At 61.0% G+C, this 11,816-nt stretch carries 11 protein-coding genes; 9 read left to right on the top strand and 2 right to left on the bottom strand.

Features of this window, described 5'->3' with window-relative positions:
- Positions 1 to 112: 112 nt before the first annotated feature.
- Entirely contained in the window at positions 113 to 718 is a 606-nt protein-coding gene (locus MKS85_RS25040; protein ID WP_188252411.1) for a TetR/AcrR family transcriptional regulator, read from the top strand.
- A gap of 130 nt (positions 719 to 848) precedes the next feature.
- On the opposite strand, the gene MKS85_RS25035 is transcribed toward MKS85_RS25040, so the two are convergent.
- Together MKS85_RS25035 and MKS85_RS25030 are read right to left on the bottom strand one after the other, a co-directional pair.
- The gene (locus MKS85_RS25035) at positions 849 to 1,307 is read right to left on the bottom strand and encodes an REP-associated tyrosine transposase (RefSeq protein WP_047229658.1); all 459 of its coding nucleotides are present in this window, start codon (positions 1,305 to 1,307) and stop codon (positions 849 to 851) included.
- Between the two features lie 214 nt (positions 1,308 to 1,521).
- Positions 1,522 to 1,959 (bottom strand): heme-binding protein, encoded by a 438-nt coding sequence (locus tag MKS85_RS25030; protein ID WP_188252410.1) that lies wholly within the window; start codon positions 1,957 to 1,959, stop codon positions 1,522 to 1,524.
- A 266-nt stretch (positions 1,960 to 2,225) separates the two neighbouring features.
- On the opposite strand from MKS85_RS25030, the gene gcl reads away from it, so the two are divergent.
- From gcl to MKS85_RS24990, 8 genes are all read left to right on the top strand, one after another.
- On the top strand, positions 2,226 to 4,001 hold the full coding sequence (gene gcl, locus MKS85_RS25025; protein WP_047229606.1) for a glyoxylate carboligase: 1,776 nt from the start codon (positions 2,226 to 2,228) through the stop codon (positions 3,999 to 4,001).
- A gap of 137 nt (positions 4,002 to 4,138) precedes the next feature.
- Positions 4,139 to 4,921: a hydroxypyruvate isomerase gene (hyi, locus tag MKS85_RS25020; protein ID WP_047229607.1), complete on the top strand. Its 783-nt coding sequence runs from the start codon at positions 4,139 to 4,141 to the stop codon at positions 4,919 to 4,921.
- A 155-nt stretch (positions 4,922 to 5,076) separates the two neighbouring features.
- Positions 5,077 to 5,967, top strand: coding sequence for a 2-hydroxy-3-oxopropionate reductase (locus MKS85_RS25015; protein ID WP_047229608.1), 891 nt, complete (start codon positions 5,077 to 5,079; stop codon positions 5,965 to 5,967).
- Between the two features lie 150 nt (positions 5,968 to 6,117).
- A complete protein-coding gene (locus MKS85_RS25010; RefSeq protein WP_047229609.1) occupies positions 6,118 to 7,398 on the top strand; it encodes a glycerate kinase in 1,281 nt (426 codons plus the stop codon).
- A complete protein-coding gene (gene pyk, locus MKS85_RS25005) occupies positions 7,388 to 8,803 on the top strand; it encodes a pyruvate kinase (RefSeq protein ID WP_188252409.1) in 1,416 nt (471 codons plus the stop codon). The genes MKS85_RS25010 and pyk overlap by 11 nt, the downstream gene beginning before the upstream one ends.
- Before the next feature lie 123 nt (positions 8,804 to 8,926).
- On the top strand, positions 8,927 to 9,829 hold the full coding sequence (locus tag MKS85_RS25000) for an urea transporter (RefSeq protein WP_076383803.1): 903 nt from the start codon (positions 8,927 to 8,929) through the stop codon (positions 9,827 to 9,829).
- Positions 9,830 to 9,850: 21 nt separating this feature from the next.
- Positions 9,851 to 10,672 (top strand): ion transporter, encoded by an 822-nt coding sequence (locus MKS85_RS24995; RefSeq protein WP_139049424.1) that lies wholly within the window; start codon positions 9,851 to 9,853, stop codon positions 10,670 to 10,672.
- A 94-nt stretch (positions 10,673 to 10,766) separates the two neighbouring features.
- Positions 10,767 to 11,765 carry a sulfate ABC transporter substrate-binding protein gene (locus tag MKS85_RS24990; protein WP_188252408.1) on the top strand — a complete coding sequence of 333 codons (999 nt, stop codon included), beginning with the start codon at positions 10,767 to 10,769 and terminating at the stop codon, positions 11,763 to 11,765.
- Positions 11,766 to 11,816 lie beyond the last annotated feature (51 nt).

The raw sequence follows: 11,816 nt of genomic DNA, 5'->3' as shown, positions 1-11,816 counted from the left end.
TAATGCTGCGCAGCATAGCGCGCCCGACGTGGCCGCGGGGCATTCTTGAGCGCTTCGCGAGGCCGGTGCTACCATGCGCAACCGCCAGAACAGGCAAGGAACCCCTGGGTTTATGAGCACTATCCGCGAGCGCAACAAAGAACTGATCCTGCGTGCCGCCAGCGAAGAGTTTGCCGACAAGGGCTTCGCGGCGACCAAAACCAGCGATATCGCGGCCAAGGCGGGCCTGCCAAAACCCAACGTCTACTACTATTTCAAATCCAAGGAAAACCTCTACCGCGAGGTGCTGGAAAGTATCATCGAGCCAATCCTCCAGGCCTCGACCCCGTTCAACGCGGACGGCGTGCCCGGCGAAGTGCTGAGCCACTACATCCGCTCCAAGATCCGCATCTCCCGCGACCTGCCCTTCGCCTCAAAAGTCTTCGCCAGCGAAATCATGCACGGCGCCCCACACCTGAGCGCCGACCTGGTGGAACAACTCAACGCCCAGGCCCGGCACAACATCGACTGCATCCAGACCTGGATCGACCGCGGCCAGATCGCCCCCATCGACCCCAACCACCTGATGTTCAGCATCTGGGCGGCCACCCAGACCTACGCCGACTTCGACTGGCAGATCAGCGCCGTGACCGGCAAGGCGAAACTGGATGAGGCGGATTACGAAGCGGCGGCGCAGACGATTATTCGGTTGGTGTTGAAGGGGTGTGAGCCAGGCTGATAGATCGAGTTGCCTTTATCGCGAGCAAGCTCGCTCCCACAGGTTTTGTTGTGAATATAGGTTCTGCTAGCAAACCTGAATCCCTTGTGGGAGCGAGCTTGCTCGCGATTGAAGACAGCTCGATTTCAAGTCAAAGCCAAATGGCATCCCACAGCGGATAATCGCCAAGCCGCTTCACGAGACCTGCCCGCAACGGGTTAGCGACGACATAGCGCGCCATTATGATCAACTCGTCTTCCCGCCGCAGTGCGCGGTCATGAAATCCTTGCTGCCAAAGGCTAACTTTATTACCCAGGCGCAGATTTACAGCTTTGGTACTCAATGATTTGATCCTTTGCATCAACTCACTCAAAGATCCCCTTCGCAACTCGATCAACCAATGGAAATGATCAGGCATGACCACCCAAGCCAATGAGTCGGCCCAGCCTTGCTCCTGAGCTTTTCGAAATTGCTCAACGACCAATCTACCCAGGATAACGTCCTTAAAAATTGGTATGCGGCCAAATGTGTTGGTGGTCAGTAAATAGACCCGACTGGATTCGGCGTAGCGACCGAGGCGCAGTCTATGTGAAGCAGGTGAACCAGGCATTCCTTGCCCCTTTGATGATTGACTCATGAAGAAGGCTAGATCTGTGCATGCCTGGATAGGAGGCAAACTTTTAGCTGGATGTGTCTGCTGGATGGCTATCGCGAGCAGGCTCGCTCCCACAGGGGATTTGCGGTGCCCATACATATTGTGTCCGCCCAAGTCCACCTGTGGGAGCGAGCCTGCTCGCGATAGCAATAGGTCAGTCAATACAAAATCAAACCACCCCCGCATCCGCCATCAACCCCACTCCCTCCACGGCCCTGATCGCAACCTGCTCATCCACATCCGAAACATCCCCACTGACACCAATCGCCCCCAGCACCCTCCCCTCCTGATCCCTGATCAACACCCCACCCGGGGCCGGTACGACGTTGCCTTGGCCCAACCCATTCAAAGCGGCAAAGAACGCCGGGCGTTGTTGGGCGTCCTGGGCCAGCAGGCGCGAGCCTTTGCCCAGGGCGATGGCGCCCCAGGCCTTGCCGATGGCGATCTGAGGGCGAAGCAGGCTCGCACCGTCTTCGCGTTGCAAGGCAATCAGATGGCCGCCGCTGTCCAGGACCGCAATGGTCAGCGGTGCAGCGCTGATTTCACGGCCTGCGGCAAGGGCTTGCCCCGTCAGGCTGACGGCGACTTTCAAGGTTAAAGCGCTCATGGGTGCTGTCCTTTTTTTGTTGTGAGAAGCGTTCCTGGCATTGCCTTTGGCAAAACCAGACGCAAACAATAGAACACAATGATAATATTTTTTGTATACAATAAATCCAACAACGTAACCTTATCGACGAAAAGCCACAGCATTTACGGCCTTCCGACGAATGAAACAGGTGCTTGAGGAAATGGATTGACCTGCGCCGTCCGCCGTGAATACACTCAGCGCAAAGCCACTTGTATACAATTACAAAACGTAAGAGGCACAAAATCATGAGCAAAATGAGAGCAATCGAAGCCGCCGTTCTGGTGATGCGCCGTGAAGGCGTGGACACCGCCTTCGGCATCCCGGGTGCCGCGATCAACCCGCTGTACTCTGCCCTGCAAAAGGTGGGTGGCATCGATCATGTCCTCGCTCGCCACGTTGAAGGCGCCTCCCACATGGCCGAGGGCTACACCCGCACCAAGGCCGGTAACATTGGCGTGTGCATCGGCACCTCGGGGCCGGCGGGGACCGACATGGTGACGGGGCTCTACAGCGCTTCGGCCGACTCGATCCCGATCCTGTGCATCACCGGCCAAGCGCCCCGCGCCCGCCTGCACAAGGAAGATTTCCAGGCTGTGGATATCACCAGCATCGTCAAACCGGTGACCAAGTGGGCCACCACCGTTCTGGAACCGGGCCAGGTGCCGTACGCTTTCCAGAAAGCCTTCTTTGAGATGCGCTCCGGTCGCCCGGGCCCGGTGTTGATCGACCTGCCGTTCGACGTGCAGATGGCCGAGATCGAATTCGACATCGACGCCTACCAACCGCTGCCCCTGGCCAAACCCGCCGCCAACCGCGTGCAGATCGAAAAAGCCCTGGCCATGCTCGATCAGGCCGAGCGCCCCTTGCTGGTGGCCGGCGGCGGGATCATCAACGCCGATGCCAGCGAGCTGCTGGTGGAATTCGCTGAGCTGACCGGCATCCCAGTCATCCCTACCTTGATGGGCTGGGGCACCATCCCTGACGATCACCCGCTGATGGTCGGCATGGTCGGCCTGCAAACCTCCCACCGCTATGGCAATGCGACGCTGCTCAAATCGGACGTGGTGCTGGGTATCGGCAACCGCTGGGCTAACCGCCATACCGGTTCGGTGGATGTCTACACCGAAGGCCGCACCTTCATTCATGTGGACATCGAGCCGACCCAGATAGGCCGTGTGTTTACCCCCGACCTGGGCATCGTGTCCGACGCCGCTTCGGCACTGACGGCGTTCATCGAAGTCGCCCGCGAATGGCAAGCCGCCGGCAAACTGAAAAACCGCAGCGCCTGGCTGCAGGACTGCCAGCAGCGCAAGGCCAGCCTGCAGCGCAAGACCCACTTCGACAACGTGCCGGTCAAACCCCAGCGTGTGTACGAAGAAATGAACCAGGTGTTCGGCAAGGACACCTGCTACGTCAGCACCATCGGGCTGTCGCAGATCGCCGGGGCGCAGTTCCTGCACGTCTACAAACCGCGCCACTGGATCAACTGCGGCCAGGCCGGCCCGTTGGGCTGGACCATTCCGGCGGCACTGGGGGTGGTCAAGGCCGACCCGAGCCGCAAGGTCGTGGCGCTGTCGGGCGACTATGACTTCCAGTTCATGATCGAAGAGCTGGCGGTAGGCGCGCAGTTCAAGCTGCCGTACATCCACGTGGTGGTGAACAACTCCTACCTGGGGTTGATCCGCCAGGCCCAGCGCGGGTTCGACATGGACTACTGCGTGCAGCTGTCCTTCGACAACCTCAACGCCCCGGAACTCAACGGTTATGGCGTGGACCACGTCGCCGTGGCCGAGGGCCTGGGTTGCAAGGCGCTGCGGGTGTTCGAACCGTCCGGCATCCAGCCGGCGCTGCGCAAGGCCCAGGAGTTGATCGAAGAATTCAAGGTGCCGGTGATCGTCGAGATCATCCTGGAACGGGTGACCAACATTTCCATGGGCACCGAGATCAACGCCGTCAACGAATTCGAAGACCTGGCGCTGGTGGGCAACGATGCGCCGACAGCGATTTCGTTGCTCGATTGAATGCCGACGCACTCCTGTGGGAGCGAGCTTGCTCGCGATGACGGCGCTACATTCAACATGGATGCAAGCAGACACACCGCTATCGCGAGCAAGCTCGCTCCCACAGGGGGCCTGCCAACTATTTATAGGAGACCACCATGCCGCGTTTTGCAGCCAACCTGTCCATGCTGTTCACCGAGCAGGATTTCCTCGCCCGTTTCGAAGCGGCCGCCAAGGCCGGTTTCACCGGTGTCGAATACCTGTTCCCTTATGACTACAGCTCCGCCGAGCTCAAGGCGCTGCTCCAGGCCAATGGCCTGACCCAGGTGCTGTTCAACCTGCCGGCCGGCGACTGGGCCAAGGGCGAGCGCGGCATTGCCTGTCTTCCGGACCGGGTTGAAGAGTTCCGCTCGGGCGTTGACCTGGCGATCGCTTATGCCCAGGTGCTGGGCAACACCCAGGTCAACTGCCTGGCCGGCATTTGTCCGCAGAACTGCGACAAGGCCCTGGTGGAGAAAACCTTCGTCGCCAACCTGAAATACGCTGCCGAGAAGCTGCAGGCCAAAGGCATCAAGCTGGTGATGGAAGCTATCAACACCCGCGACATTCCCGGTTTCTACTTGAACAACACCGCCCAGGCCCTGTCGATCCGCGAGCAGGTGGGCAGCGCCAACCTGTTTCTGCAATACGACATCTACCACATGCAAATCATGGAAGGCGACCTGGCCCGGACCCTGTCGGCGCACCTGGGTCAGATCAACCATGTGCAACTGGCGGACAACCCGGGACGCAACGAGCCGGGAACCGGCGAGATCAACTACCGCTTCCTGTTCGAACACTTGGACCGCATCGGTTACCAGGGCTGGGTCGGCTGCGAATACAAGCCGCTGACCAGCACGGAAGCGGGTCTGGGGTGGCTGAAAAGCCATAACGCAGTCTGACCCAAAAAATCCCCTGTGGGAGCGAGCCTGCTCGCGATAGCTGTAGTCCAGCCAACCTATTCGTTGGATGTGAAACCGACATCGCGAGCAGGCTCGCTCCCACAGGAAAGCAGTCTCATTTGCTGAAGCAGTAATAAAAACAAGAGGATTTTCTCATGGCTAAAATCGGATTCATCGGCACCGGCATCATGGGCCACCCCATGGCAATGAACCTGCAAAAGGCCGGGCACAGTCTGTTCCTGAGCCAGCACCACGATCCGGCCCCCGCCGATCTGCTGGCCGGCGGCGCGGTGGCGCTGGCCAACCCGAAGGAAGTCGCCCAGGAAGCCGAGTTCATCATCGTCATGGTCCCGGACACCCCGCAGGTCGATGACGTGCTGTTTCGGGCCGATGGCGTCGCGGCGGGCGTGGGCACGGGCAAGGTGGTCATCGACATGAGCTCGATCTCCCCCACCGCCACCAAGGCGTTCGCGGCCAGGATCAATGAAAAAGGCGCGCAATACCTCGATGCCCCCGTGTCCGGTGGTGAAGTCGGCGCCAAGGCCGCCACACTGAGCATCATGGTCGGCGGCGACAGCGGCGCTTTCGAGCGCGCCCTGCCGCTGTTCCAGGCCATGGGCAAGAACATCACCCTGGTGGGTGGCAACGGCGACGGCCAGACCGCGAAAGTGGCGAACCAGATCATCGTCGCGTTGAACATCCAGGCCGTGGCCGAAGCCCTGCTGTTCGCCGCGAAAAACGGCGCCGATCCGGCCAAGGTTCGCGAAGCGTTGATGGGCGGTTTTGCCTCTTCGAAGATCCTGGAAGTACACGGCGAGCGCATGATCAAGGGCACCTTCGATCCGGGCTTCCGCATCAGCCTGCACCAGAAGGACCTGAACCTGGCCCTGCAAGGCGCCAAGGAGCTGAACATCAACCTGCCCAACACCGCCAACGCCCAGCAAGTGTTCAGCACCTGCGCGGCCATCGGCGGCAGCAACTGGGATCACTCGGCGTTGATCAAGGGATTGGAGCACATGGCGAATTTCTCGATTCGCGACAAGTAAACCTGCACTAACCCTTGTGGGAGCGAGCCTGCTCGCGATAGCGGTCTTACATTCAACACATAAAGTGACTGGATTAACGCCATCGCGAGCAGGCTCGCTCCCACAGGGAATCGAGTCGCTTCATCCAATAATAAAAATCGGGAGTCCGCCATGTCGGTCGATCCGCAACAATTGCTGCGTGAGCTGTTTGCCACAGCCATCGATGCGGCCCATCCGCAGCATGTCCTTGAACAGTATCTGCCCAGCGATCGCAGCGGCCGGGTGATCGTCATCGGCGCCGGCAAGGCCGCCGCGGCGATGGCGCAGGTGGTCGAGCGCTGCTGGCAGGGCGACGTCACCGGTTTGGTGGTGACCCGCTACGGCCATGGCGCGCCTTGCCAGAAGATCGAAGTAGTGGAAGCCGCTCACCCGGTGCCTGATGCGGCGGGCCTGGCGGTGGCCCAACGGGTGCTGGAGCTGGTCAGCAACCTCAACGAAGACGACCGGGTGATTTTCCTGCTGTCCGGCGGCGGCTCGGCGTTGCTGGCGCTGCCGGCAGCTGGCATCACCCTGGCCGACAAGCAATCGATCAACAAGGCTTTGCTCAAGTCCGGTGCCACCATCGGCGAGATGAATTGCGTGCGCAAACATCTCTCGGCTATCAAGGGCGGGCGCCTGGGCAAGGCCTGCTGGCCGGCGACGGTCTACACCTACGCGATTTCCGATGTGCCCGGCGACCTCGCCACGGTCATCGCCTCCGGCCCCACCGTGGCCGACCCCAGTACGTCGGCCGAAGCCTTGGCGATCCTCAAGCGCTACAACATTGAAGTACCGGCCTCGGTGCGCAACTGGTTGCAAAGCCCGGAATCGGAAACCGTCAAACCCGGCGACCCGCGCCTGGCCCGCAGTCACTTCCAATTGATCGCCCGCCCCCAGCAATCACTGGAAGCGGCGGCGGTGAAAGCCCGCCAGGCCGGTTTCAGCCCGTTGATCCTCGGCGACCTGGAAGGCGAATCCCGGGAAGTGGCCAAAGTCCACGCCGGTATCGCCCGGCAAATCGCCCTGCACGGCCAGCCTCTGGCGGCGCCATGCGTGATCCTCTCCGGCGGCGAAACCACGGTCACCGTGCACGGCAATGGCCGGGGCGGACGCAACGCAGAATTCCTGCTCAGCCTGACCGACAGCCTCAAGGGCCATCCCGGCATCTACGCACTGGCCGGTGACACGGACGGCATCGACGGTTCCGAAGACAACGCCGGCGCCATCATGACCCCAGACAGCTATCGCCGAGCCGCCGAACTGGGCCTGAGCGCCAGCGACGAGCTGGACAATAACAATGGCTACGGCTACTTCGCCGCGCTGGAGGCGTTGATCGTTACCGAGCCGACGCGCACCAACGTCAACGACTTTCGCGCCATCCTGATTCTTGAGAACCCCAAACATGACGCCTGATAAAAAGGTCAAGATTCTCGCGACCCTTGGCCCCGCAACCCGTGGGATCGATGACATCCGTGAACTGGTGCAGGCCGGCGTGAATATTTTCCGCCTGAACTTCAGCCACGGCGAGCATGCCGACCACGCCCAGCGCTACCAGTGGATTCGTGACGTCGAGCAGCAGCTCAACTACCCACTGGGCATTCTGATGGACTTGCAGGGCCCGAAACTTCGCGTGGGCACATTCGCCGACGGCAAAGTGCTGCTGCAACGCGGCCAGGCCCTGCGCCTGGATCTGGACGCCACGCCCGGCGATGAACAGCGGGTCAACCTGCCCCACCCACAGATCATCGCGGCCCTGGAGCCGGGCATGGACCTGCTGCTGGACGACGGCAAGCTGCGCCTGCGTGTGACCACCAAACACGCCGATGCCATCGACACCCAAGTGCTCAACGGCGGCGAACTGTCGGACCGCAAAGGCGTGAATGTGCCCCAGGCCGTGCTCGACATGAGCCCGCTGACCGCCAAGGACCGTCGCGACTTGAGCTTTGGCCTGGAGCTGGGCGTGGACTGGGTGGCGCTGTCGTTCGTGCAGCGCCCCGAGGACATCCGCGAGGCGCGTGCGTTGATTGGCGACAAGGCATTCCTGATGGCCAAGATCGAGAAACCGTCGGCGGTGACCCAGCTTCGGGAGATCGCCGAACTGAGCGACGCGATCATGGTTGCCCGGGGTGACTTGGGTGTCGAAGTACCGGCCGAAAGCGTGCCGCAGATCCAGAAGAACATCATCGGCACCTGCCGCGCCCTTGGTAAACCGGTGGTGGTGGCCACGCAGATGCTTGAATCCATGCGTTTTTCTCCCGCACCCACCCGAGCCGAAGTCACCGACGTGGCCAACGCCGTGGCTGAAGGGGCCGATGCAGTGATGCTGTCGGCGGAAACCGCGTCGGGCGATTACCCCCTCGAAGCCGTGCAGATGATGAGCAAGATCATCCGCCAGGTGGAGAACGGCCCGGATTACCAGGCGCAGTTGGATGTCAGCCGGCCGAAGGCCGAAGCCACGGCGTCGGACGCCATCAGTTGCGCAATCCGGCGTATCAGCAACGTACTGCCGGTAGCGGTGCTGGTGAACTACAGCGAATCGGGCAGCTCCAGCCTGCGGGCGGCGCGGGAGCGGCCGACGGTGCCGATCCTCAACCTCACGCCCAACCTGCAAGCAGCCCGCCGTCTGACGGTGGCCTGGGGTGTGCATTCGGTGGTCAATGACCGGTTGAAGCAAGTGGATGAAGTCTGTTCCACCGCCCTGGAAATTGCCCAGGCCCAGGGCATGGCCCAACGCGGCGACACCCTACTGATCACAGCCGGCGTGCCTTTCGGGCAGCCGGGGTCGACCAATTCGTTGCGCATTGAGACGTTGATCTAGCGTTTGTACTGGCCTCATCGCGAGCAAGCTCGCTCCCACAGGGGTTTGTGATCGCCGCAAATCCAGTGTGGGAGCGAGCTTGCTCGCGATAAGGGCAACTCCGTCCCATCAGACATACCCACCATGCCCTACACCCACTGCCCCGACTGGGCCACCGCCCTGCTCAACGGCTTTAGCCAGATTTTCCTCCAGCGTCATCCGCTGTGCGGTCTGCTGTGCCTGCTGGCGATTCTCTTCACCGCACCCGCCTTGTTTGGCGGTGCGTTACTCGGCGGCGTGGCCGGGTTGCTCACCGCCCAGCGACGCGGTTATGCGAAGGTTGATCGACAGGCCGGACTGTTCAGTTACAACGGCATCCTGCTGGGCCTGCTATTGAGCCTCGCGTTACCCTGGTCAGCCGTGTTGCCGCCATTGATTATTGCCAGCGGCGGCCTCAGCGCGATGTTGACCGAGCAATGGCTCAAGCGCAGCCGTGGCCCTCAGTGCCTGCCCGCCTACACCGCGCCGTTCGTGGCGCTGGGCTGGTTGCTGCTGAGTTTTGCCCCGGCACAGCCATCACCCGTTTCGGTTGAACTGACGATGGCCAATTTGCTGGCCGCTTGTTGGAGCGGACTCGGTCAGGTCATGTTTCTCGACCAGCCATTCGCCGGTGCGCTGATCGCTGTGGGATTGTTGATTGCCAATCCACGCGCCGCCGGGTGGGCGATGCTGGGTTCAGCCGCAGGCCTGGGGTTCTCCCTGCTGCATCACGACACGACCCAAGCCCTGTCGGGGCTCGGCGGTTATAACCCGGCCCTGGTGGCGCTGGCCCTCAGCCAACAACGCCGCCAGCGATGGTTGCCGCTGGCGGGTATTGTGCTGGCGCTCATACTCACACCGGGCTTTCTTGCCCTCGGTCTGGCGCCGCTGACCGCGCCCTTCATCCTGGCCTGCTGGCTGGTTCATGCCACCCACCGAGTGTGGCAACAGGCCAGTCGGGACACTGCGCCTTGCGCTTTGCGGGGCAATCACCCTAGGCTTCGCTGACTATTGGTTCAGGCGAAGGTTATGGATAGCAGCAACTGGCGTGAACGCCTCTATGTGATCATTTTCCAGACCGACACCGTGGCCGGCCGGCGCTTCGACAGCACACTGCTGTTGATCATCCTCGCCAGCCTGGTGATCGTGATGCTCGACAGCATCGACAGCGTGCACCAGAACTACGCCTCCCTGCTGGCCGCCATCGAATGGGGGTTCACCTTCATCTTCATCGTCGAATATGGCCTGCGCCTGTACTGCTCGCCCAAGCCCCTGCGCTATGCGTTCAGCTTCTACGGCCTGGTGGACTTGCTGGCGATCGTGCCTGGGATCCTGGCGCTGTACTACAGCGACGCCCAGTATCTGCTGATCGTGCGCATCATTCGCATGCTGCGGATATTCCGCGTGCTCAAGCTCAGCCCTTACCTCAAGCAAGCCAACTACCTACTGGCGGCGCTGCGGGGGAGCAAGCAGAAAATCATCGTGTTCCTGGTCAGCGTCTCGACCCTGGTGACCGTGTTCGGCACCTTGATGTACGTCATCGAAGGTCCCGAGAACGGTTTCACCAGCATTCCCAAGGGCATCTATTGGGCCATCGTCACGCTGACCACCGTGGGCTTTGGCGATATCGTGCCCAAGACACCATTGGGCCAGGTGGTTTCGTCCCTGGTGATGATCACCGGTTACTCGATCATCGCCGTGCCGACGGGCATTTTCACCGCTGAGCTGGCCACGGCCATGCGCGGTGACCAGCTCAAGCATGATTGTCCGGTCTGCAGCAAAAACAACCACGATCATGGAGCTGCGTTCTGCTCCCGTTGCGGCAATGCGCTGTTTAAGAAATTGGAATAAGCAAAGCACTTTTTAATGCTTGATGGCCTATTGGCTTGCCGCTAGTGTGCCGGCTAATTGCCCGGAACCCCTTTCAAATAAAAAGGAATTCGCAGTGAAGAACTTCTTTGGTGCCTCCCTTCTCGCCGCTGGCCTGACCTTTGGCAGCCTGGCCCACGCCGCCCCGCCCCTGCTCAACGTTTCCTACGACGTGATGCGCGATTTCTACAAGGACTACAACACGGCTTTCCAGAAACACTGGCAGGCCGAGCACAACGAAAACATCATCGTGCAGATGTCTTTCGGCGGTTCCAGCAAGCAGGCACGCTCGGTGATCGACGGGCTGCCAGCTGACGTCATCACCATGAATATGGCCACCGACATCAATGCCCTGGCGGATAACGGCAAACTGGTGCCCGAAAACTGGGTCACCCGCTTACCGAACAACAGTGCCCCGTTCACCTCGGCCACCGTGTTCATCGTGCGCAAGGGCAACCCGAAAGCGCTGAAGGATTGGCCCGACCTGCTCAAGGACGGCGTGCAGGTGATCGTGCCCAACCCAAAGACCTCCGGCAACGGTCGCTACACCTACCTGTCGGCCTGGGGGTATGTGCTCAAGAATGGCGGTGACGAGAACAAGGCCAAAGCCTTCGTCGGCAAACTGTTCAAGCAGGCGCCGGTACTGGATACCGGTGGCCGTGCCGCGACGACCACTTTCATGACCAACCAGATCGGCGACGTGCTGGTGACCTTTGAAAACGAAGCCGAGATGATCGCCCGCGAATTTGGCCGCGACCAGTTCGAGGTGATCTACCCGAGCGTTTCTGCCGAAGCCGAGCCACCGGTGACCGTGGTCGATAAAGTGGTCGAGAAGAAAGGTTCTCGCGAGGCCGCCGAGGCCTACCTCAAGTACCTGTGGTCGCCCGAAGGCCAGGAAATCGCCGCCGCCAACTACCTGCGTCCGCGGGACCCTGCGGTACTGGCCAAATACACCGACCGTTTCCCGAAAGTGGACTTCCTGTCCGTGGAAAAAACCTTCGGCGACTGGCGCACGGTGCAGAAGACTCACTTCAATGACGGTGGGGTTTTCGACCAGATCTACAGCGGGCAATAACGTCCTATCCACATTTGATCGTTCCCAGGCTCTGCGTGGGAACGATCGGGC

The sequence above is a fragment of the Pseudomonas sp. JL2 genome, from assembly GCF_031570495.1.
Classification (GTDB): Bacteria; Pseudomonadota; Gammaproteobacteria; order Pseudomonadales; family Pseudomonadaceae; genus Aquipseudomonas; species Aquipseudomonas rhizophila.
Note: the sequence above shows the minus strand (reverse complement) of the source record. Positions and strands in the feature narration are given on the sequence as shown.

Coding starts and splice junctions, on each gene's coding strand:
- MKS85_RS25040 (WP_188252411.1), top strand. CDS start 113: ATGAGCACTATCCGCGAGCGCAACAAAGAACTGATCCTGCGTGCCGCC.
- MKS85_RS25035 (WP_047229658.1), bottom strand. CDS start 1,307: ATGCCTGGTTCACCTGCTTCACATAGACTGCGCCTCGGTCGCTACGCC.
- MKS85_RS25030 (WP_188252410.1), bottom strand. CDS start 1,959: ATGAGCGCTTTAACCTTGAAAGTCGCCGTCAGCCTGACGGGGCAAGCC.
- gcl (WP_047229606.1), top strand. CDS start 2,226: ATGAGCAAAATGAGAGCAATCGAAGCCGCCGTTCTGGTGATGCGCCGT.
- hyi (WP_047229607.1), top strand. CDS start 4,139: ATGCCGCGTTTTGCAGCCAACCTGTCCATGCTGTTCACCGAGCAGGAT.
- MKS85_RS25015 (WP_047229608.1), top strand. CDS start 5,077: ATGGCTAAAATCGGATTCATCGGCACCGGCATCATGGGCCACCCCATG.
- MKS85_RS25010 (WP_047229609.1), top strand. CDS start 6,118: ATGTCGGTCGATCCGCAACAATTGCTGCGTGAGCTGTTTGCCACAGCC.
- pyk (WP_188252409.1), top strand. CDS start 7,388: ATGACGCCTGATAAAAAGGTCAAGATTCTCGCGACCCTTGGCCCCGCA.
- MKS85_RS25000 (WP_076383803.1), top strand. CDS start 8,927: ATGCCCTACACCCACTGCCCCGACTGGGCCACCGCCCTGCTCAACGGC.
- MKS85_RS24995 (WP_139049424.1), top strand. CDS start 9,851: ATGGATAGCAGCAACTGGCGTGAACGCCTCTATGTGATCATTTTCCAG.